Source organism: Ensifer sp. (genome assembly GCF_035999185.1).
GTDB lineage: Bacteria > Pseudomonadota > Alphaproteobacteria > Rhizobiales > Rhizobiaceae > Ensifer.
The window spans coordinates 17,236-38,691 of sequence record NZ_DASYHB010000040.1 but is presented as its reverse complement, the minus strand read 5'-3'; the positions used below and the strand labels follow the sequence as shown (position 1 = coordinate 38,691).

Here is a 21,456-nt window from a genome sequence, read left to right as displayed (position 1 = left end):
TAGCGATATCGTTGTATCCTAAGAGATATCACGCTTTGTTGGAGGGAAATCGATGATCAAGAGAAGAGACTGGATGAAGGGCCTGGTGCTGGCGCTCGGCCTCGCCTGGGCAGGCAGCAGCGTCCTGCCGGCATCGGCGCAGGCCGAAGAAAAGGTAACCGTGTTTGCGGCCGCGAGCCTGAAGAACGCGCTCGATGCGATCAATGCCGAATGGCATAAGGAAAGCGGCAAGGAAACGACCGTTTCCTACGCGGCAAGCTCGGCCCTTGCCAAGCAGGTCGAACAGGGCGCGCCGGCCGACGTCTTCATCTCCGCCGACCTCGCCTGGATGGACTATCTCGCTGAAAAGAAGCTGATCAAGGACGACACCCGCGCAAACCTGCTCGGTAACCGCATCGTGCTCGTCTCCGGCAAGCAAGACGCAGCCCCGGTCGAAATCAAGCAGGGCTTCGATCTCGCAGCCGTCCTCGGTGACGGTCGTCTGGCCATGGGTGCGGTCGATTCCGTTCCCGCCGGCAAATACGGCAAGGCAGCACTTGAAAAGCTCGGCGCCTGGAAGGCCGTAGAGCCCAAGGTCGCCGGCGCTGAAAGCGTGCGCGCCGCTCTCCTGCTCGTCTCGCGCGGCGAGGCGCCCTACGGTATCGTCTACCAGACTGACGCGTCCGCCGACCCGGGCGTGAAGGTCGTCGGCACATTCCCCGAAGACAGCCATCCGCCGATCATCTACCCGATCGCGATCACGGCCGAAAGCAAGAGCCCTGATGCAGCCGCCTATATCGACTTCGTCAAGTCGGCGAAGGCTGCAGCGCTCTTCGAAAAGCAGGGTTTCACAGTCCTGAAGTAAACGGCCTCGAAAAGACGTTGGATCTTGGCTGTCCAGAGGCAGTCGAAGCATCTATCGTGACGCGTCGCCCGCGCCCAAACGCGGGCGACGTTATCATTTGGCGGAGGCAGGGGCGGAGTGAGGCGGACGGCCACACCTGACCAGCCTCGCATCGGGGGAGCGGCATCTGTTGGACTGGCTTGCAGTAAGCGACGCGGAATGGACGGCGATCCTTTTGAGCCTGCGCGTCGCAACCGTCGCGATGATCTGCAGCCTGCCCTTTGCCCTTGCCATCGCCATGCTGCTTGCGCGCGGGCGCTTCTGGGGCAAGACGTTGCTTAACGGCCTCGTGCACCTGCCGTTGATCCTGCCACCCGTCGTCACCGGCTTCCTGCTGCTGTTGCTGTTCGGCCGTCGCGGGCCGCTCGGCGCCTTCTTTGCTGATTACTTCGGCCTTGTCTTTTCCTTCCGCTGGACGGGTGCGGCCCTTGCCTGCGCCGTCATGGCCTTCCCGCTGATGGTGCGCAGCATTCGGCTGTCGATCGAGGCGGTCGATCGCAAGCTCGAAGACGCCGCCACCACGCTTGGCGCAAGCCCGCTCTGGGTGTTCGCCACCGTCACCCTGCCGCTGATCATTCCCGGCATCATCGCCGGCATGATCATCGCCTTTGCCAAGGCGATGGGCGAGTTTGGTGCGACCATCACCTTCGTCTCCAACATCCCCGGCGAGACGCAGACGCTTTCGGCCGCCATCTACACATTCACCCAGGTGCCGGGCGGGGACGCCGGCGCCATGCGGCTGACGATCATTTCCGTCATCATCTCCATGGCCGCGCTGATCTTTTCCGAACTGCTGGCGACCTTCGCCGCCCGCCGGGTGGCGGCCCAATGAGCCTTACCGTCGAAGCCCGCCACCAGCTCGGCAACTTTGCGCTCGACGCCGCCTTTACCTCCGATGGCGGCGTCACCGCCCTCTTCGGCCGCTCTGGCTCCGGCAAGACCTCACTGATCAACATCATCGCCGGCCTCTTGAAGCCGGAGAGCGGCCGCGTGCTGCTCGACGGCGATGTCATCGCCGACAGTGAGGCCCGCATCTTTACCCCCGTGCATCGCCGCCGCTTCGGCTACGTCTTCCAGGAGGCTCGCCTCTTCCCGCACCTGAGCGTGCGCCGCAATCTCGCCTATGGCCGCTGGTTTGCCGGCAAGAGCGGTGCCGGCGGTGACTTTGCCCGCATCGTCGACATGCTCGGCATCGGCCATCTGCTGGAGCGCAACCCGAACGCGCTTTCCGGTGGTGAAAGGCAACGTGTCGCCATCGGCCGCGCACTCCTTGCAGCCCCCCGCCTGCTTCTGATGGACGAGCCGCTTGCTGCCCTTGACGAGGCCCGCAAGGCCGAGATCCTGCCCTATCTCGAGCGCCTGCGCGACGATGCCGGAATTCCGATCGTCTATGTCAGCCACTCGGTCGGCGAAGTCGCGCGGCTGGCAAAGCGTGTCGTCGTGCTCGAAAATGGACAGGTGACCGCATCGGGCGCTGCCGCCGAGGTGCTGAGCGCGCCCGCTGCCTCGATCGCGACCGGCCGGCGGGAGGCGGGCGTGGTGCTGGAAGGCATCGTTGAGGGGACGGACACGGAACACGACCTGACGACGGTCCGGGTCGGCGAGGAACTGTTGCGCATTGCCAATGTGACAGCACCGTCGGGCAGGTCGCTCCGACTGCACATTGCCGCGCGCGATGTGATGCTCGCGACAACCCGTCCGGAGGGGATCAGCGCACTCAACGTGCTCGAAGGAACTGTTTTCTCGCTCGCCACTGAAGCGGACGGCAGCGTCGATGTCCGCATCGATTGTCGCGGCGTAACGATTGCTGCCCGCATCACCCGCTTTTCACGCGACGCGCTCGCGCTTGTCCCCGGAAAAGCCGTCTACGCTATCGTGAAATCCGTCGCGATCGACCACTAGGCGTCGTTTGAAACGGCGGCGTCTGAGACGGATGCCATGTCGCTGTTGCGAATGCTCTCAAGCCACGCAACGTCGTCGGCGATCGCGGCTTGCATCTTTGCCTCCATCTCCCGGTAGCGGCGGATCAGTGTTTCGCCAAACGGCGTCAGCGCTGCCCCACCCCCTTGTTTGCCCCCACGCTGCGATTCAACCGAAGGCTCCGTGAACATGCGGTTCAAGGCGTCGACAAGCAGCCAGGCACGGCGATAGGACATGTCCATCGCCCGGCCGGCAGCCGAAATCGATCCTGTGTCGCGGATCAATTCGAGCAGCATGATCTTGCCGCGGCCGAGCCGATCGGCAGGCGGGAAATCGATGCGCAGGACGGGGCGAAGATCGGGGCGGTTTTCACTCATGCGGCGACCATAAAAGCTTCCGGCGAAAACCGAAAGTCCGTCACACCGAACGCACGGCGTTTCGCGAGGGGCGACCGCGGCAGACCCTGCAACGGGCGATGGCCAGATAGAGGGTCTTGATCTCACGGCGTCGCCATGCACCGATGGCCCGACATCCCTCCAAGAGCGCTCCTCCATGCCCGGCCCGACACTCGACCCGATCGCAACCGATACCACCCTACCCGCACGGGCCGACGTCGTCATCGTCGGTGGTGGCATCATCGGCGTCAGCACCGCCCTCTTCCTTGCCGAACGCGGCGTCGACGTCGTGCTCTGCGAGAAGGGCATGCCGGGGGCCGAGCAGTCGAGCCGCAACTGGGGCTGGGTGCGGGTCATGGGCCGCGACGAGCGCGAGATCCCGCTGGCGATCGAGGCGCTGAAGATCTGGGATACGCTAGACGCCCGCATTGGTGGCGAAACCGGCTTCCGCCGCAGCGGCATTCTCTACATCTCCGAAAACGAGAGCGACATCGCCAACCGTGATGCCTGGCTCGCCATGGCCAAGTCCTATGGCGTCGACAGCCGGCAGCTTGGCCCGGACGCGACCGCAGAGGCGATGCCGGGTGCCGCCCTTCGCTATGAAGGTGCACTGTTTACGCCCACCGACGGCCGGGCCGAGCCGCAGAAAGCCGTGCCCGCGATCGTCGCCGGCGCTCGGCGGGCCGGCGCGCGCATCCTCACCGGCTGCGCCGTGCGCGGCGCCGAACGGACCGGCGGGCGGATTTCGGCCGTCGTGACCGAAAGGGGCCGGATCGAAACATCAACGGTGGTCGTCGCTGGCGGCGCCTGGTCGCGCCTGTTTCTGAAAGGCCTCGGCATCCGTTTGCCGCAGCTGAAGGTGCGCAACACCGTCTTGAGAACCGGCCCGGTTTCAGGTGGCCCCGAGGGTGCAGGCGCTACCGCGACCTACGCCTACCGCAAACGGCTCGACGGCGGCTACACGATCGCCGACGGTGCTGCCAACCTGCATGCGGTCGTGCCCGACAGTTTCGCCTTTTTCCGCGATTTCCAGCCGGCGCGAAAGGCCGAAGGCGAGGCCGTGCAGGTCGGCCTCAGCGCCCAGAGTTGGAACGAACTGTTCGAGATCGGCGCCTTCCCCCTCGATCGTCCCGGCGCCTTCGAGCGCCGCCGCGTGCTCGACCCCAATCCGGATTCGCGCCGGACATTGCATGCTCTCGACGCCGCGGCGAAAGCCTTCCCCTTGCTGCGCGAAACGAAAGTACAGCAGATCTGGGCCGGCTTGATCGACGTGACGCCTGACGCCGTCCCGGTGATTTCGACGGCCGAAGGTGTCCCCGGATTGATCATCGCGACCGGGTTTTCCGGCCATGGATTCGGCATCGGCCCCGGAGCCGGACATCTGGTTGCGGATCTCGTGACCGGAGAAAAACCGATCGTCGATTCCACGCCGTTCCGCCTCTCGCGTTTCCTGGACGGCACGCCGATCAGGCTTGCTCCGCCGGTCTGATCGCCTTCGTCCGAGAAGAGCCGCGAAAGAAAATTACAAGCTGCGACCGTCAAGACGAGGCGCCACACAACGCGTGGGCGCACTCCCGGCAGGATTCTATCTTTCTTCACGTCAGGCCGCGCCGAGACACCGAAAGACCTTCATAAGCCCCGGAACTCGTGGCAGTCTGAGAGCATTCCCGTCGGGAGAACGGGGGCTTTTAGGAGGAATCGGTGCAGACCCGGGCGGAGGAGCCTTGTGGGTCACATTGCACGTCCTCGTACACATAAGGCCTATGGTTCTCCCGCTCTCGAATTGGTGCACTGCGCACTCCGGAGGAGGCCGGATACCGCATGAGCGATCTCGATCGACTTAGCCTGCATGTTCCCGAACCGGCGGTTCGGCCCGGCGGCCAGCCGGATTTCTCCAACGTCAAAATTCCGAAGGCCGGCTCCGTGCCGCGACCGGAGGTGGATGTCGCGTCCGAAGAGATCCGTGATCTCGCCTATTCGATCATCCGCGTCCTGAACCGCGACGGTGAGGCGGTCGGCCCCTGGGCGGGACTGCTGTCGGACGACGAGCTTCTCGCCGGCCTCAAGCACATGATGACATTGCGCACCTTCGATGCGCGAATGGTCATGGCGCAGCGCCAGGGCAAGACCTCGTTCTACATGCAGCACCTGGGCGAAGAGGCCGTCAGCTGTGCCTTCCGCAAGGCGCTGGTGAAGGGCGACATGAACTTCCCGACCTATCGCCAGGCGGGCCTCCTGATCGCCGACGAATATCCCATGGTCGAGATGATGAACCAGATCTTCTCGAACGAGAGCGACCCGTTGCGCGGCCGCCAGCTGCCGATCATGTATTCCTCCAAGGAGCATGGCTTCTTCACCATCTCCGGCAACCTTGCCACCCAATATGTGCAGGCGGTCGGCTGGGCGATGGCGTCTGCCATCAAACGCGACACCAAGATCGCAGCCGCCTGGATCGGCGACGGCTCGACGGCGGAATCGGACTTCCACTCGGCGCTGGTCTTTGCCTCCACCTACAAGGCGCCGGTCATCCTCAATATCGTCAACAATCAGTGGGCGATCTCGACCTTCCAGGGCATCGCCCGCGGCGGCTCCGGCACCTTTGCCGCCCGCGGCCTCGGCTTCGGCATTCCGGCGCTGCGCGTCGACGGCAACGACTATCTCGCCGTCTACGCCGTTGCCAAATGGGCGGCCGAGCGTGCGCGCCGCAATCTCGGCCCGACATTGATCGAATACGTCACCTACCGCGTCGGCGCCCATTCGACATCCGACGACCCGAGTGCCTACCGACCGAAGACGGAATCGGAGGCCTGGCCGCTCGGCGACCCGGTCCTGAGATTGAAGAAGCACCTGATCCTGCGCGGCGCCTGGTCGGAAGAACGCCACGCGCAGGCCGAAGCCGAGATCCTGGACGAGGTCATCCAGGCGCAGAAACAGGCCGAGGGACACGGCACGCTGCATGCCGGCGGCAAGCCGTCGGTGCGCGATATCTTCGAAGGCGTCTATGCCGAGATGCCGCCGCACATTCGCCGCCAGCGGCAGAAGGCAGGATACTGATATGGCCAGAATGACAATGATCGAAGCCGTGCGCAGCGCCATGGATGTCTCCATGGAGCGCGACGACAATGTCGTCGTCTTCGGCGAGGACGTCGGCTATTTCGGCGGCGTCTTCCGCTGTACGCAAGGGCTCCAGGCGAAATATGGCAAGACCCGCTGTTTCGACGCGCCGATCAGCGAGAGCGGCATCGTCGGCACCGCGATCGGCATGGCGGCCTATGGGCTGAAGCCCTGCGTCGAGATCCAGTTCGCCGACTACATGTATCCGGCCTACGACCAGATCACCCAGGAAGCCGCCCGCATCCGCTACCGCTCCAACGGTGATTTCACCTGCCCGATCGTGCTGCGCATGCCAACCGGCGGCGGCATCTTCGGCGGCCAGACGCACAGCCAGAGCCCGGAAGCGCTGTTTACCCATGTCTGCGGCCTGAAGGTCGTCGTGCCCTCCAATCCCTATGACGCCAAGGGCCTGCTGATCGCCTCGATCGAAGATCCCGACCCGGTGATGTTCCTGGAGCCGAAGCGGCTCTATAACGGCCCCTTCGACGGCCACCACGACCGCCCGGTCATCCCCTGGTCGAAACACGATCTCGGCGAAGTGCCGGAAGGCCACTACACGATCCCGATCGGCAAGGCGGAAGTGCGGCGCCAGGGCTCCGCCGTCACCGTTGTCGCTTACGGCACCATGGTGCATGTGGCGCTTGCGGCGGCCGAAGAAACCGGCATCGACGCCGAGGTGATCGATCTCCGCAGCCTCTTGCCGCTCGATCTCGATACGATCGTCAAGTCGGTGGAAAAGACCGGCCGCTGCGTCGTCGTACACGAAGCGACGCTGACGTCGGGTTTCGGCGGCGAGATCGCTTCGCTCGTGCAGGAGCATTGTTTCTACCATCTGGAAGCCCCGGTCGTGCGCGTCGCCGGCTGGGACACGCCCTACCCGCACGCCCAGGAATGGGACTATTTCCCCGGCCCCGCGCGCGTCGGACGCGCGCTCGTCGAAGTGATGGAGGCCTGAGATGGGCGAATTCGTAATCAAGATGCCCGATGTCGGCGAAGGCGTGGCCGAGGCCGAACTCGTCGAATGGCACGTGAAGCCCGGCGATCCCGTACGCGAGGACATGGTGCTCGCCGCCGTCATGACCGACAAGGCAACCGTCGAAATCCCCTCGCCGGTGACCGGCACGGTGCTCTGGCTCGGCGCCGAAGTGGGTGACACCATTGCGGTGAAGGCGCCGCTGGTGCGCATCGAAATCGCAGGTGAAGGGGAAGCCGCGGCACCAGCTGCCGACAAGCCAGCTGCCAAGGCGGAAGACAAGCCCGTCGCAGCGGTGGAAGCGCCCGCTCCGGTCGCCAAGCCCGCTCAACCCGCCAAGGTGGAGGCGAAGGTTCCTGTTGTGAACGGCGCCCACGCCAACGGCGTGCACCAGCCGGGCGAACGGCTGGAAAAGGCATTGGCGTCACCCGCCGTGCGCCTGCGCGCCAAGGAAAGCGGCGTCGACCTGCGCCAGGTGACCGGAACGGGTCCGGCCGGCCGCATCACCCATGACGACCTCGACCAGTTCATCGCCCGCGGCGCCCAGCCGGTGCTGGCGCCCGCCGGCCTGCAGCGCAAGACCGCCGTCGACGAGATCAAGGTGACCGGCCTTCGCCGCCGTATCGCCGAGAAGATGTCGCTGTCGACCTCGCGCATCCCCCACATCACCTATGTGGAAGAGGTCGACATGACCGCAGTGGAAGAGCTGCGCGCCACCATGAACCGCGACCGCAAGCCGGATCAGCCGAAGCTGACGATCCTGCCCTACCTGATGCGCGCGCTGGTGCGCACCATTGCCGAGCAGCCGGCCGTCAACGCGATTTTCGACGACGGCCCGGGTATCATCCATCGCCATCATGCCGTCCATATCGGCATCGCCACGCAGACACCGGCAGGCCTTACCGTTCCTGTCGTGCGCCATGCAGAGGCACGCGGCATCTGGGATTGCGCCAACGAGCTCAACCGCCTGGCGGAAGCCGCACGCACGGGTACCGCCACCCGCGATGAGCTGACCGGCTCGACCATCACCATCTCCTCGCTCGGCGCACTTGGCGGCATCGTATCGACGCCCGTCATCAACCACCCGGAAGTGGCGATCGTCGGCGTCAACAAGCTCGCCATCCGCCCGGTCTGGGACGGCACGCAATTCGTGCCGCGCAAGATCATGAACCTGTCCTCGAGCTTCGATCACCGCGTCGTCGACGGCTGGGATGCAGCGGTGTTCGTGCAGCGGCTGAAGACCCTGCTCGAAACGCCGGCGCTGATTTTCGTGGAGGCCTGAGGCGATCATGAAGGAAATTTCCTGCAAGCTGCTCGTCATCGGCGCTGGCCCCGGCGGCTACATCGCAGCGATCCGCGCCGGCCAGCTCGGCATCGACACTGTCATCGTTGAAAAGGCCAAGGCCGGCGGCACCTGCCTCAATGTCGGCTGCATTCCCTCCAAGGCCGTAATCCATGCGGCCGAAGAGTTTCACAAGCTGCGCGCGGCCGCATCCGGCCGCAGCCCGCTCGGCCTATCACTCGCCAACCCGACAATCGACCTTGCCCGCACCATCGCCTGGAAGGACGGCATCGTCGGCCGACTGAATGGCGGCGTCACCGGCCTTTTGAAAAAGGCCGGTGTCAAAGCGGTGATCGGCACCGCCCGCTTCGTCGACGGCAAGACCGTCGATGTCGAGACCGAAATCGGACTTCAGCGCATTCGCGCCGAGGCTATCGTCATTGCCACCGGTTCGGCCCCGGTCGAGCTGCCGGACCTGCCCTTCGGCGGGGCGATCATTTCATCAACCGAAGCCCTGTCGCTGAAGAGCGTGCCGAAGAGCCTCGCCGTAATCGGCGGCGGCTATATCGGTCTGGAACTCGGCACCGCCTTTGCCAAGCTCGGCAGCCATGTCACCGTACTCGAGGCGCAAGCCCGGATCCTGCCGCTCTATGACTCCGATCTGACGAAACCAATCGCCAAGCGCCTTGGCGAACTCGGCGTCGAGGTCTTCACCCAGACGGTTGCCAAGAGCTATGCGGCGGATACCGGCAGCCTGCAAGCCGAACACAACGGCCGCGCCATCGATATTGCCGCCGAAAAGGTGCTCGTCACCGTCGGCCGCAAGCCGGTCACCGAAGGCCTCGGGCTGGAAGAAATCGACCTCGACCGCACCGGTCGCTTCATTCGCATCGACGACCAGTGCCGCACCTCGATGCGCGGCATCTATGCGATCGGCGACGTCACCGGCGAGCCGATGCTGGCGCACCGCGCCATGGCGCAAGGGGAAATGGTGGCGGAGATCGTCGCCGGCCACAAGCGCAGCTGGGACAAACGCTGCATCCCGGCCGTCTGCTTCACCGACCCGGAAATCGTCACCGCTGGCTTGTCGCCCGACGAGGCGCGCGCAAGCGGCATCGAGATCAAGATCGGCCAGTTCCCCTTCCAGGCGAACGGCCGCGCCATGACGACGCTTGCCGAAGACGGTTTCGTGCGCATCGTTGCGCGCGCCGACAACCACCTGGTGCTCGGCATCCAGGCCGTCGGCCACGGCGTGTCGGAACTTTCGGCAAGCTTCAGCCTGGCGATCGAGATGGGCGCGCGCCTCGAAGACATTGCCGGCACGATCCATGCCCACCCGACGCAGTCGGAAGCCTTCCAGGAGTCCGCACTGAAGGCGCTCGGGCACGCGTTGCATATCTGACGCCGAGGTTTGGGGGTAACCCCTCATCCGGCCTGCCGGCCACCTTCTCCCCGCATGCGGGGAGAAGGGAACGTGGGGCGCCCGCCCGCAACAAAAATTGCCTTTTGCCGAATGGGAGAAAGACATGAGCAGAACTGATCCGATCGTCATCGTTTCGGCGGCACGCACCCCGATGGGCGCCTTTCAGGGCAGCCTTAGGGATTTGACCGCGCCGGAAATCGGCGCCATCGCGCTGAAGGCAGCACTTGAGCGCGCCGGTCTTGATGCTGTCGACGAGGTGCTGATGGGCAACGTGCTGCCCGCCGGCGTCGGCCAGAACCCGGCGCGCCAGGCAGCCCTTGGCGCCGGCCTCGGCAAGGAAACGCCGTCGACGACCGTCTCCAAGGTCTGCGGCTCCGGCATGAAGGCGCTGATGCTTGGTCACGATGCGCTGCTTTCGGGCAGCGCATCGGTGCTTGCGGTCGGCGGCATGGAGTCGATGACCAACGCCCCCTATCTGCTGCCGAAGGCGCGCGGCGGCTTCCGCCTGGGGCATGGCGAGGTCAAGGACCACATGTTCCTCGACGGCCTCGAAGACGCCTACTCCGGAAGGCTGATGGGCACCTATGCCGAGGATACGGCCGAACACTACCAGTTCTCGCGCACTGACCAGGACGGCTTCGCGCTGCGCTCGCTGGAGCGCGCCAACCGGGCGGCAGAAGACGGGTCCTTTGCCGACGAAATCGTGGCGGTCACCGGCGCCGGCAAGCGGCAGACCACCAATCTCGACCGCGACGAGCAGCCGACCAAATCGGATCCGACAAAGATCCCGAAGCTGAAAGCCGCCTTCCGCGAAGGTGGCAGCGTGACGGCCGCCAATTCGTCGTCGATCTCCGACGGCGCTGCCGCACTGGTCCTGATGCGCGCCAGCGAGGCGGAAAAGCGCGGTCTGACGCCGCTTGCGATTGTCGCCGGCCATGCCGGCCACGCCCAGGAGCCGGCCTGGTTCACGACGGCACCGATCGGCGCGATCGACAAGCTGATGGCCAAGCTTGCCTGGGAGAAGGGCAGCGTCGGCCTCTACGAGATCAACGAGGCCTTCGCCGTGGTGGCGATGGCGGCGATCCGCGACCTCGGCCTGTCAGACGATATCGTCAACATCAACGGCGGCGCCTGTGCGCTCGGCCATCCGATCGGCGCATCCGGCGCCCGCATCATCGTGACGCTGCTGCACGCCATGCGCGCCAAGAACGTCAAGCGCGGCATTGCCTCGCTCTGCATCGGCGGCGGCGAGGCGACGGCGGTCGGGCTGGAGCTGTTGCAGTAGCTCAAATCTGGATGAAGCAATCGGCGCACGGTTTGCCGTCCGCATACCGCTCGCACTTACGAAAAACGCCGCCGGTGAGCCCGGCGGCGTTTTCATTTTCGGCGGGCGGTATCCCCGTCCTCAGCCCATTCGCTCGGAAGCGTAGGAGCCCGGGCTCGGCGGGAACACGACCACGCGGTTGCCGTTGATGAAGCAGCGGTTGTGGATATGGGCGTGCACGGCGCGCGCCAGCACCTGGCTTTCGACGTCGCGGCCGATCGAGACGTAGTCTTCCGCACTCTGGGCGTGGGTGATGCGGGCGATGTCCTGCTCGATGATCGGGCCTTCGTCGAGGTCGGCGGTGACGTAGTGCGCCGTCGCACCGATCAGCTTCACGCCGCGCTCATAGGCCTGCTTGTAGGGATTGGCGCCCTTGAACGACGGCAGGAAGGAATGATGGATGTTGATGATGCGGCCCGACATCTTCTTGCAGAGCGCATCCGACAGAACCTGCATGTAGCGGGCAAGCACGATCAGCTCGGCGCCGGTCTGCTCGACCAGTTCCATCAGCTGGGCCTCGGCCTTCGGCTTGTTCTCCTTGGTCACCTTGATGCAGTAGAAGGGGATGTCGTGGTTGACGACTACCTTCTGGTAATCGAAGTGGTTGGAAACGACGCCGACGATATCGATCGGCAGCGCACCGATCTTCCAGCGGTAGAGCAGGTCATTGAGGCAGTGGCCGAAACGCGACACCATGAGCAACACCTTCATGCGCTCTTCGCCGTCGCGGATTTCAGCGTTCATGTCGAAGCGCTTGACGACGGCCTCGAAGCCCACCTTCAGTTCATCGAGCTTGGCGCCTTCCTGGCTGATGAAGGTCAGTCGCATGAAGAACAGCCCGGTTTCCAGATCGTCGAACTGCGAGCAGTCTGAAATGTAACAGCCCTTTTCGGCGAGATAGCCGGTGATGGCGGCAACGATGCCACGGGTGGTCTTGCAGCTGACGTTCAGCACATAGCTTTTCATCGGGATGTCTCTCGCTCCAGAGGTTTTTCCGGCCCCCCTTATACGGCCAGTCAGACAAAACTAGCGCGGCCTTCCGGCCGCCGTCGATCCATTCGCGACATCCGCTTGACGGAACCGGCCAAGCTTGTGAACGCTAACGGCGCGCCTGGAAGTGTATGCGCATAAACCATTGAATAGCCTGAATTATAACTAATTCATTGAATTTAAAGGGTTAACAAACTATATATCCGTCATGACCCTAGTACGTTTCCGCTTCTCGCCTCAGAAGGCCTTCGCCGCGCTGCACTGGATGGTTAGTGACCATCCAGGAATTGATCTGCATGCAGCTTTAAAGGCGTGCTATTTCGCGGACAGAGAGCACCTTAACGGCTTCTACCGTCCAATCTTCGGCGCCACGTACCGCGCTATGAAGTTCGGACCTGTTCCTCTCGAGATATACGAGATGGCAAAAGGCGAAGCGCTTTGGTTGGCAGAAATCGGAGTCGAACACGTACCGTGGACCTTGCGAGGTTACCGGCTTGCACGAGCTGACAATGCTAGCAATGAGAATAGAGCGGTACTTTCAGACAGCGAACAAGAGTGTTTCGGGAACGCGCTGCGGCGCTCGCTCGACATGGACTTCAATGAGCGTACCGAGGCAACTCACAGCCATGATTGGCAGAAAGCAAATCTCGGTATCATGCACTACGAGGACATGATCGACGAAGGCGCGGATAAGGCTGACATCGTCGCGTACCTTCAGGAAAACGCGAGATTCATGAAGCTCTAAATGCTCAATCCACTTGAAGTCATCTGGATCTACGACAATCTGATTGAGCCACCTCACCCGAAGATGGTTGCGTGCGTTCACCCCGCGGAAGGATTATTTTATCGCATAAATTCTCGGCCTTTTTTGAAACCATGCGTTCCGCTCGTCAAAAATCCTGATCACCCTTGGCTGGATCACGACAGTTTTCTGCACATAGACCCGTTGATGCTCGACGATTACATCGTTGGCGAAGCGTTGAAGCGAAATGGGATTGTCGGAACGATATCGCCGACTTTGTCCAAAGATATCAAGCGACACACATTGGATATTCGCTACATGACTCTCGATGAGAGGCGTGCGATTTGTTCGTGCCTACCTTAGATCAACGCAGCGTGCGGTCCGGGTGGGCGCGGGCGAAGGCTTCGATCTCGGCACAGCGCTCGTCGATCGCGACGAGCCGCGGGCAGGTCGAGAGATCAACGTCCCAGCGGCGGGCGTTGTAGACCTGCGGCACCAGGCAGAAGTCCGCCATGGTCGGGCGATCGCCGTGACAGAAGCGACCGCTTGCCGGATCGTCGAGCAAGCGCTCGAAGGCGGCAAGCCCTTCGCCGATGAACTTGCGCATCCAGTTGCGCCGCGCCGCCTCGCCGTCCTCGGAATTGGCCATGACGTAGGAAACGACGCCGAGATTGCAGGTCGGGTGGATATCCATGGCGATCGCATAGGACAGCGTGCGCACCCGCTGGCGACCGAGGGCATCGGCCGGCAGGAAACCAGTATTGGACCGCGTTTCCGAGAGATATTCGATGATGGCGAGCGATTGCGTGAAGCGCTCGCCATCGATCTCGAGAACGGGAACGAGCCCTTGCGGGTTCAGCGCCAAGTGCTCCGGAGCCTTGTGCGCCTTGGCGAGCAGATCGACCGGCACCGAACGATAGCTTTCGCCGAGGCTATTGAGCGCGATGCGCACCCGATAGCTCGCCGACGATCGCCAGTAGTCGTGAAGGACGGTCTCGCTCATGCTTTTACCCGCGTCGGTCTTCCAGCCTTTTCAGGCCCTGTCGTAGGCTTTAACGGTCTGCTCGATCGCGCCGAAGATGGAGTGACCGGTCTTGTCCTTCATCTCGATGCGCACGACGTCGCCGACCCGGAGGAAATGCGTCTTCGGCGCACCGCCGACGATCGTCTCGATCATCCTCAGTTCCGCGATGCACGAGTAGCCGGCGCCACCTTCGGCGACCGGCTTGCCCGGGCCGCCGTCGAGCTTGTTGGAGACGGTACCCGAACCGATGATCGTGCCGGCGGAAAGCGGCCGGGTCTTGGCCGCGTGCGCCACCAGCTGCGCGAAATCGAAGGTCATGTCGATGCCGGCGTTGGCGCGCCCGAAAGGCTTGCCGTTGAGGTCGACATGAAGCGGCAGATGCAATTTGCCGCCGTCCCAGGCATCACCCAGTTCATCCGGAGAAACGGCAACCGGCGAAAAAGCCGAAGACGGCTTAGACTGGAAGAAGCCAAAACCCTTGGCAAGCTCGGCCGGGATGAGGCCGCGCAGCGACACATCGTTGACGAGCATGACGAGCTGGATCGCCGCGCGTGCTTCTTCGATCGTCGCGCCCATCGGTACGTCGTCGACGATGACGGCAACCTCACCCTCCATGTCGACGCCAAAGCTTTCGTCGGCAACCGGAATCGGATCGCGCGGCGCAATGAAACTGTCGGAGCCGCCCTGGTACATCAGCGGATCGGTCCAGAAGCTTGCCGGCATTTCGGCATTGCGGGCCTTGCGCACTAGCTCGACGTGATTGACGTAGGCCGAACCGTCGGCCCATTGGTAGGCACGCGGCAACGGCGAGAGAGCGTCGTGTTCGTGGAAGCGGATCGTCGGCTGCGACCCGGTCTCGATCCCCTCAGCGACGCGCGCAAGCCGCGGGCCGGCATGGGCCCAATCGTCGAGCGCTGCCTGCAGGCTGCGGGCGATGTGCCCGACCTCCGAGCAGCGGGTGAGATCGCGAGAGACGACCACGAGCTTTCCGTCGCGCGTACTGTCCTTGAGTGTCGCCAGTTTCATGCAGTCCTCCCTCTCAATCTTCTCATTGTTCCAGACCGAAGACCGCTTCGCGGCCGTCGCGGAATGCTTTAGGCAGACGAATCGTCCGCAATTCTCACAACAAGGCCGTCAGCGGCGATCGTCAAGGCGCCCGCCCAGCTTTTGCGGGTCGCCGCAATCCAATGCTCTTCCGAGATCTCGCGGTCATCTGCCGGGATCAGGTGATGCAGCACCAGCCGACCAACGCCGGCAGCCGCAGCGATCGTGCCCGCCTGTTCGGCGAATGTGTGGCTTGCCAGCAGGTGCTCCTTCAGCCGCGCGCCGTTACCGGTGCGCGCCACCAGCCGGTCGACGCCTTCGGCAAGCATCGCCTCGTGCACAAGGATGCCAGCCCCTTTGGCGAATTCGGCAAGCGGCGGGAAGTAGGCCGTGTCGGCGGAGAAAACCACCGAGCCTTCCGCGTGATCGAAGCGCAGCGCGAAACAATCGGTGACCGGTGGATGGTCGACACGCAGTGCCGAGAGCGCCAAGCCGTTCTCGGAGAAAACCAACCCCTCGGAAAACTCGACCACTTCGACCAGTGAACGCAGGTCCGGCCGCCCTTCGTCGACGATGCGAATGTCGATGTCGAATTCCATCGCCTGCAGGAACCCCTGCCAATAGGCGCGGGTGCCGGTGGGACCGAAGACGCGCAACGGATGCGCAAGCCCTGCGGTCCAGGCGGTGTGGATCAAAGGGCCGAGCTCAAGCACATGATCGGAATGCAGGTGAGTGATGACGATGAGATCGAGCGCCTTCAACGGCACGCCGGCATCGGTCACCCCGCGGGTGACGCCGAGGCCACAATCGACGACGATCGAACGGCCACCGATTTCAAGCAGCGACGACGTCGGCCACGGGCCGCCCGGCCGGATCGCCGGACCACCCTTGCTGCCGAGCAAAACGAGGCGTGAACTCAAGACCAATCGCCTTCCGGCGTCCCGTTGAAGCGCTTCTTCAGATCCGTCCAGCAGTCGATGTAGTTGTCCTGCAACGTCTCCAGTTCGGCGGCGTAGCGGGTCAGCTGCTGCGGGAAGCGGGTCTCGAACATGAAGGCCATCGTATGGTCGAGCTTCACCGGTTTCAACTCACTGTTTGTCGCCTTGTCGTAACCGGACGCATCCGGCCCATGCGCCAGCATCATGTTGTGCAGGCTCATGCCGCCGGGCACGAAGCCCTCCTCCTTGGCGTCGTAGCGGCCGTAGATCAGCCCCATGAACTCGCTCATGATGTTGCGGTGATACCAGGGCGGCCGGAAGGTGTGTTCTGCCACCAACCAGCGCGGCGGGAAGATGACGAAATCGATGTTCGCCGTGCCCTCCTCGCCCGAAGGGGCTGTCAGCACCGTGAAGATCGACGGATCCGGATGGTCGAACAGGATCGCGCCAACGGGCGAGTAGGTTTTCAGGTCGTATTTGTAGGGCGCGTAGTTGCCATGCCAGGCGACGACGTCGAGCGGCGAATGGCCGATCTCGGTCACATGGAAACCGCCGCACCACTTCACATGCACGCGGCAAGGCGTTTCCTTTTCCTCGAAGGCGGCGACCGGCGTCTTGAAGTCGCGCGGGTTGGCCAGGCAGTTGGCCCCGATCGGGCCGCGATCCGGAAGCGTGAACTTGGCGCCGTAGTTTTCGCAGACGTAGCCGCGCCAGACCTTCTCCTCGCCAAGCCGCGTCACCTTGAACATGGTACCACGCGGCACCAGGCAGATTTCCGACGGCTCCACATCCATCCTGCCGAGTTCGGTGAAAACCTGGATCGCACCCATTTCCGGAACGATCAGCAACTCGCCGTCGGCGTTGAAGAAATAGTCGTCCACCATGTCGGCGTTGAAGGCATAGGCATGCGCTGCCATGCCCGAATGCGACGGCGCATCGCCCGCGGTGGTCATGGTGCGGATGCCCTCAAGGAAGTTCAGCTTTTCCGTCGGCTCCGGCAACGGATTCCAGCGCAACTGGCCAAGCGCCAGCGAATGTTCGGCCACATGCGGCGCCGTCTTCCAGTGCGGATAGTCGATCTTCGAGAACCGGCCGGTGTGGCGGACGCTCGGGCGAATGCGGTAGAGCCAGGAACGCTCGTTGGTGCCACGCGGCGCGGTAAAGGGCGAACCCGAGAGCTGCTCGGCATAAAGGCCGTAGGCGCATTTCTGCGGGCTGTTTTGTCCCTGCGGCAGCGCACCGGGCAGACTTTCCGTCTCGAAGTCGTTGCCGAAGCCGGGCATATAGCCGAGCGCGTCACTTGTCTTCACCGGCGCGTCGGTCTGTTTTGCTGCCTTGTCGAGCATCGCTGATCCTCCTCCCAATCGAAAACGCCGCAGCACGGGGTTTCATCCAGGTGGACGCGGGCACCGCCTTCGGCATAATAGTTGCAATCGTAACTATCGATTTTGTAACTATCAAGGAAACACAGATGGCTGCCGACAGCTTCGAGCTCAGTGCCTTCCTTCCCTATCGGCTGAACCGTGCAGCCGAGTTCGTCGCGCTGCGTTTTGCCGCACAGTACAAGGCACGCTACCAGCTTACCCGCCCGGAATGGCGCACGCTTGCAGCGCTCGGCAGCACCGGTCGCCCGATGACGGCGACCGAGGTCGGCACCCATTCGGCCATGCACAAGACCAAGGTGAGTCGCGCGGTCGCAGCGCTCGAAGAACGGCGCTGGCTGACCCGCAGCGAGGACGAGGGTGATCGCCGCCTCGAGCATCTGCAGCTGACGAAAGCGGGTGCCGGGGCCTATGGCGAGCTGACGGCGCTGGCGGCCAGCTACCAGGCCGAACTGGATGCGCTGATCGGCCCGACCGGCATGCAGGCGCTGGCGGTCGGGCTGCATGCTGTGGAACGCGCCATCGGCAAGCTGGAGAGACGCGCCGCACGGGAAACGTGACGACAACTCCAGGGACAGTGTGAAACGGTCTCCCGTCTGGAATTGTGTCGTTTCAGAACCGGTGAAATGATTAGCCCTTCATCCGCTCCGGGATCGGAACGCCCTCAAAACTCTTCAGCGTTTCGAGCACGATCGACGTCTTCACATGCTGCACGCTGTCGTGCGGCAGAAGCACGTCGTTGACGAAGCGTGAGAGCCCGGCGAGATCCGGCGTCACCACCCGCAGGTGATAATCCATCTCGCCGGTCAGTGCATAAGCCTCGAGCACCTCCGGCAGGCCGGAGATGAGCTTGCCGAAGCGTTTGGCATTGTCGCGATTATGCGTGGCGAGCGTCACTGAGATCACCACCATCAGATCGAGGCCGAGCTTCTGGCGATCGATCTGCGCCTGATAGCCGGTGATGTAGCCTTCCGCTTCCAACCGGGTACGTCGCCGAGAGCATTGCGATGGCGAAAGCGCGATACGTTCGGACAGCTCGTTGTTGGTCAGATGTCCGTCGCGCTGCAATTCGCCGAGGATCTTGAGGTCGAAGCCGTCAAGCTGCTCCATTCGTGCACCCTAATACATTATTTTGCATGTTTCGTGCGCCATCCTGTCCAAACCGCGCAAGAATACAAGCATCATGCATGGGATTTGCGTCATACTCCAGCAAAGTTTGGAAGAATAAGAGGAGACTTCCGATGGGCCCCTTCCCGCATGACGCCCCGCCGGCAACCATTACCGCCGAGAACCCCGCTGGCACCGACGGCTTCGAGTTCGTCGAATTCGCCCATCCGGAGCCGGAAAAGCTCGCCGAGCTCTTTGCCCGCATGGGCTATGTCCCGGTTGCCAAGCACAAGAGCAAGAACATCACCGTCTGGCGCCAGGGTGACATCAACTACATCCTGAACGCGGAAGCTGGCTCGCATGCCATGCGCTTCGTCGACGAGCACGGCCCCTGCGCCCCGTCGATGGCCTGGCGCGTGGTCGATGCCAAGCACGCCTTCGATCACGCGGTTTCGAAGGGTGCCATCCCTTACGAAGGCAAGGACAAGTGTCTCGACGTTCCGGCGATCGTCGGCATCGGCGGTTCGCTGCTCTATTTCGTCGAGACCTACGGCGCCAAGGGTTCGGCCTATGACGCCGAGTTCGAATGGACGGGCGAGCGCAACCCGAAGCCCGAAGGCGTCGGTTTTTACTATCTCGACCACCTGACCCATAACGTCTATCGCGGCAACATGGACAAGTGGTGGGCGTTCTACCGCGAACTGTTCAACTTCACCCAGATCCACTTCTTCGACATCGACGGCCGCATCACCGGCCTCGTCAGCCGGGCGATCACGTCTCCCTGCGGCAAGATTCGCATTCCGCTGAACGAGTCCAAGGACGACACGAGCCAGATCGAGGAATATCTGCGCAAGTACAAGGGCGAAGGCATCCAGCACATCGCCGTCGGCAGCGACGGCATTTACGATGCCACCGACAAGCTGTCGGACAACGGCCTGAAGTTCATGCCGGGCCCGCCGGAAACCTACTACGCCATGTCGCACGACCGGGTGCACGGCCATGACGAGCCGATCGAGCGGATGAAGAAGCACGGCATCCTCATCGACGGCGAAGGTGTGGTGAACGGTGGCATGACGAAGATCCTGTTGCAGATCTTCTCGAAGACCGTGATCGGCCCGATCTTCTTCGAGTTCATCCAGCGCAAGGGCGACGAAGGCTTTGGCGAGGGCAACTTCCGCGCCCTGTTCGAATCGATCGAAGCCGACCAGATCCGTCGTGGCGAGCTGGGACCGCAGGCAGCCGAATAAGCAACCGGACAGGATCCGTCCGGCCACATCCAAGCCTTTGAACTCCGAGCCTCTCGCATCAAGCGAGGGGCTCTTCCTCTTCCGGCGGACATCCGCTCAAGACGCCGTGCGCCGCGCGTTTGCGGGCGCACGTCAATATCGACGCTTCAGTTCGTTGCCTCGTTGACCACGCGCCAGTTCGGCCGGCCGAGATCATGCGGCCAGTCAACGACGTCGCGGTCGTTGAAGTAAACGACTTCGGCGAGGTTCGGAAACTGCGGATCGGGCTGCGTCGCAGTATCCATCCAGGGCTGCATATAGGTCTGGCTGCCCTCCCATCCGGTCTCGGCGACCCAGATCGGCTTGTTGTATTGCGCCACCAGGTCGTAGCCTGGTTTCAGGGCCTCGGCGAACGTCCGCGGCGCGCCGTATTCGATCTTGTCGAATGCCTCCAGCCCGAAGACGGATAGCCCGACGAGATCGACATAGTCGTCACCGGGATAATACTCGCCAAGGTTCGGCAGCCCTTTTGGCGACCACATGATCTGCGCCTTCGGGGCCTTCTTGCGCACGATGTCCATCGCGTGCTTGTAAGCCTTGATCCAGTCCTGGGGCTCCCAGCCGGCCCAGGAGAACCGCCCGGAAGGGTCTTCCATTTCCTGGCCCCAGCGCACGATGACCGGGCTCTTCAGCTCGGCGATCATGTCGGCGATCGCCTCCATGTTGGCGTCGTATTCGCCTTTGAGCATCCGGTCACGCAGCTGGTCCGGCGTCAGTTTCCAGTCGAGAGACCAGGACCACGGCTCAATGGTGATGAGCAGGTTACGGCCGCGCTGGAGCGCATACTCGTCAGCGGTGCGCAAGGATGCCAGATCCACGTCTTCCCAAGGCAGGAACAAGGCCTCTGTCGAGACATCGCTCTGGCCGCCGAAATCGCCATGCGGATCATAGGCGCCGAATTTCGTTCCGCCCGGGTGGATGACGGGACGTTTGTCGATCATCATCTGACCGGCATTGGCCGCAGGATTGGCTTGCTCCTGCGCCAACACCGATACAAAGCTGCCTCCAAGCTCCAACTGCAGGGCCAGGGCAGTGCATAGGGCGAGTGCCAATTTGCGTTTCATTTCATCCTCCTGCGGCAGCAGATCTACTTCTTCGCAAGGAACTGTTCCTTCAGCCGAAGCGCCTTTGTCGTGATGTTGTCGTGGGCGACGAAGCGGTTGTATTCGTCATTGCTGCGGGGCTTGGCATGCCTGAAGACGTACCACTTCCCGTTCGGGACCTTTCGCTGGTAGATCGTGTCGCCGATCCTGGCGTGACCGAAGCAGCTGCGGGCGTTGCCCGCATTGGCGGAGGTCGTCCAGGTGGCCTGCATGCACATCATGCCACGGTCGCTGACATACCAGTTGCCCTCGGCAAACGACCGGTCGCCCTTGCCTTTGTCGACAAAGGCGACGAGCTTACGGTCATGCGCGGTGAAGCGGGCGCCACCGGTGGACCATTCCCAGGTCTTGTTGCGATAGAGCGAATAGACTTCATAGGCGCTGAGGGGCGTCGGCTTGATTTCCATCTTCGCCCGAACCGGCTGGGCACCCATGTAGAATGCGGCGGCTGCAAGCGGCAGCAGCAGCGGTAGAACAACAACTTTCAAGGACCCTTTCATTGCGTTACTCCTCGCATTGGAGACCT

The 21,456-nt window shown here is 63.1% G+C and carries 21 protein-coding genes; 12 read left to right on the top strand and 9 right to left on the bottom strand.

Annotated elements, in window-relative coordinates:
- Positions 1 to 52: 52 nt before the first annotated feature.
- From modA to modC, 3 genes are all read left to right on the top strand, one after another.
- Positions 53 to 844: a molybdate ABC transporter substrate-binding protein gene (gene modA, locus VGO04_RS04245; RefSeq protein WP_327494712.1), complete on the top strand. Its 792-nt coding sequence runs from the start codon at positions 53 to 55 to the stop codon at positions 842 to 844.
- Positions 845 to 1,013: 169 nt separating this feature from the next.
- Positions 1,014 to 1,715 (top strand): molybdate ABC transporter permease subunit, encoded by a 702-nt coding sequence (gene modB / locus VGO04_RS04240; protein ID WP_327494711.1) that lies wholly within the window; start codon positions 1,014 to 1,016, stop codon positions 1,713 to 1,715.
- Positions 1,712 to 2,785, top strand: coding sequence for a molybdenum ABC transporter ATP-binding protein (gene modC / locus VGO04_RS04235; RefSeq protein WP_327494710.1), 1,074 nt, complete (start codon positions 1,712 to 1,714; stop codon positions 2,783 to 2,785). Before modB ends, modC begins: the two co-directional genes overlap by 4 nt.
- On the opposite strand, the gene VGO04_RS04230 is transcribed toward modC, so the two are convergent.
- A complete protein-coding gene (locus tag VGO04_RS04230; RefSeq protein WP_327494709.1) occupies positions 2,782 to 3,180 on the bottom strand; it encodes a winged helix-turn-helix domain-containing protein in 399 nt (132 codons plus the stop codon). The two genes, modC and VGO04_RS04230, sit on opposite strands and share 4 nt — an antisense overlap.
- A 175-nt stretch (positions 3,181 to 3,355) precedes the next feature.
- On the opposite strand from VGO04_RS04230, the gene VGO04_RS04225 reads away from it, so the two are divergent.
- The 6 genes from VGO04_RS04225 (at position 3,356) to VGO04_RS04200 (ending at position 11,275) form a co-directional block, all read left to right on the top strand.
- The gene (locus VGO04_RS04225) at positions 3,356 to 4,687 is read left to right on the top strand and encodes an FAD-binding oxidoreductase (RefSeq protein WP_327494708.1); all 1,332 of its coding nucleotides are present in this window, start codon (positions 3,356 to 3,358) and stop codon (positions 4,685 to 4,687) included.
- A gap of 332 nt (positions 4,688 to 5,019) precedes the next feature.
- Positions 5,020 to 6,252: a 3-methyl-2-oxobutanoate dehydrogenase (2-methylpropanoyl-transferring) subunit alpha gene (locus tag VGO04_RS04220; protein WP_327494707.1), complete on the top strand. Its 1,233-nt coding sequence runs from the start codon at positions 5,020 to 5,022 to the stop codon at positions 6,250 to 6,252.
- 1 nt (position 6,253) lies between these two features.
- Positions 6,254 to 7,267 (top strand): alpha-ketoacid dehydrogenase subunit beta, encoded by a 1,014-nt coding sequence (locus tag VGO04_RS04215; RefSeq protein WP_327494706.1) that lies wholly within the window; start codon positions 6,254 to 6,256, stop codon positions 7,265 to 7,267.
- Between the two features lies 1 nt (position 7,268).
- The gene (locus tag VGO04_RS04210) at positions 7,269 to 8,567 is read left to right on the top strand and encodes a dihydrolipoamide acetyltransferase family protein (protein WP_327494705.1); all 1,299 of its coding nucleotides are present in this window, start codon (positions 7,269 to 7,271) and stop codon (positions 8,565 to 8,567) included.
- Between the two features lie 7 nt (positions 8,568 to 8,574).
- Positions 8,575 to 9,969: a dihydrolipoyl dehydrogenase gene (lpdA, locus tag VGO04_RS04205; protein WP_327494704.1), complete on the top strand. Its 1,395-nt coding sequence runs from the start codon at positions 8,575 to 8,577 to the stop codon at positions 9,967 to 9,969.
- A gap of 124 nt (positions 9,970 to 10,093) precedes the next feature.
- Complete coding sequence (locus VGO04_RS04200; RefSeq protein ID WP_327494703.1) at positions 10,094 to 11,275, top strand: acetyl-CoA C-acyltransferase; 1,182 nt, start codon at positions 10,094 to 10,096, stop codon at positions 11,273 to 11,275.
- 120 nt (positions 11,276 to 11,395) lie between these two features.
- Here VGO04_RS04200 and purU read toward each other — a convergent pair whose 3' ends face one another.
- Positions 11,396 to 12,280: a formyltetrahydrofolate deformylase gene (gene purU, locus VGO04_RS04195; RefSeq protein ID WP_327494702.1), complete on the bottom strand. Its 885-nt coding sequence runs from the start codon at positions 12,278 to 12,280 to the stop codon at positions 11,396 to 11,398.
- Between the two features lie 232 nt (positions 12,281 to 12,512).
- Here purU and VGO04_RS04190 point away from each other — a divergent pair, with 232 nt between their 5' ends.
- A complete protein-coding gene (locus VGO04_RS04190) occupies positions 12,513 to 13,049 on the top strand; it encodes a Panacea domain-containing protein (RefSeq protein ID WP_327494701.1) in 537 nt (178 codons plus the stop codon).
- Between the two features lie 361 nt (positions 13,050 to 13,410).
- Here VGO04_RS04190 and maiA read toward each other — a convergent pair whose 3' ends face one another.
- The 4 genes from maiA to hmgA form a co-directional block, all read right to left on the bottom strand.
- On the bottom strand, positions 13,411 to 14,049 hold the full coding sequence (gene maiA / locus VGO04_RS04185; RefSeq protein WP_327494700.1) for a maleylacetoacetate isomerase: 639 nt from the start codon (positions 14,047 to 14,049) through the stop codon (positions 13,411 to 13,413).
- Between the two features lie 30 nt (positions 14,050 to 14,079).
- Complete coding sequence (locus VGO04_RS04180; protein ID WP_327494699.1) at positions 14,080 to 15,096, bottom strand: fumarylacetoacetate hydrolase family protein; 1,017 nt, start codon at positions 15,094 to 15,096, stop codon at positions 14,080 to 14,082.
- 68 nt (positions 15,097 to 15,164) lie between these two features.
- Positions 15,165 to 16,034, bottom strand: a complete 870-nt coding sequence (locus tag VGO04_RS04175) for an MBL fold metallo-hydrolase (protein WP_327494698.1) — start codon at positions 16,032 to 16,034, stop codon at positions 15,165 to 15,167.
- A complete protein-coding gene (gene hmgA / locus VGO04_RS04170) occupies positions 16,031 to 17,398 on the bottom strand; it encodes a homogentisate 1,2-dioxygenase (protein ID WP_327494697.1) in 1,368 nt (455 codons plus the stop codon). Before hmgA ends, VGO04_RS04175 begins: the two co-directional genes overlap by 4 nt.
- A gap of 125 nt (positions 17,399 to 17,523) precedes the next feature.
- On the opposite strand from hmgA, the gene VGO04_RS04165 reads away from it, so the two are divergent.
- Positions 17,524 to 17,994, top strand: coding sequence for a MarR family winged helix-turn-helix transcriptional regulator (locus VGO04_RS04165; protein ID WP_327494696.1), 471 nt, complete (start codon positions 17,524 to 17,526; stop codon positions 17,992 to 17,994).
- 70 nt (positions 17,995 to 18,064) lie between these two features.
- On the opposite strand, the gene VGO04_RS04160 is transcribed toward VGO04_RS04165, so the two are convergent.
- Positions 18,065 to 18,544 carry an Lrp/AsnC family transcriptional regulator gene (locus VGO04_RS04160; protein ID WP_327494695.1) on the bottom strand — a complete coding sequence of 160 codons (480 nt, stop codon included), beginning with the start codon at positions 18,542 to 18,544 and terminating at the stop codon, positions 18,065 to 18,067.
- 131 nt (positions 18,545 to 18,675) lie between these two features.
- On the opposite strand from VGO04_RS04160, the gene hppD reads away from it, so the two are divergent.
- Positions 18,676 to 19,788 carry a 4-hydroxyphenylpyruvate dioxygenase gene (gene hppD / locus VGO04_RS04155; RefSeq protein WP_327494694.1) on the top strand — a complete coding sequence of 371 codons (1,113 nt, stop codon included), beginning with the start codon at positions 18,676 to 18,678 and terminating at the stop codon, positions 19,786 to 19,788.
- Between the two features lie 146 nt (positions 19,789 to 19,934).
- On the opposite strand, the gene VGO04_RS04150 is transcribed toward hppD, so the two are convergent.
- Both VGO04_RS04150 and VGO04_RS04145 read right to left on the bottom strand, forming a co-directional pair.
- The gene (locus VGO04_RS04150) at positions 19,935 to 20,891 is read right to left on the bottom strand and encodes a glycoside hydrolase family 26 protein (protein ID WP_327494693.1); all 957 of its coding nucleotides are present in this window, start codon (positions 20,889 to 20,891) and stop codon (positions 19,935 to 19,937) included.
- A 23-nt stretch (positions 20,892 to 20,914) separates the two neighbouring features.
- Complete coding sequence (locus VGO04_RS04145; protein ID WP_327494692.1) at positions 20,915 to 21,418, bottom strand: DUF995 domain-containing protein; 504 nt, start codon at positions 21,416 to 21,418, stop codon at positions 20,915 to 20,917.
- Between the last annotated feature and the right edge of the window lie 38 nt (positions 21,419 to 21,456).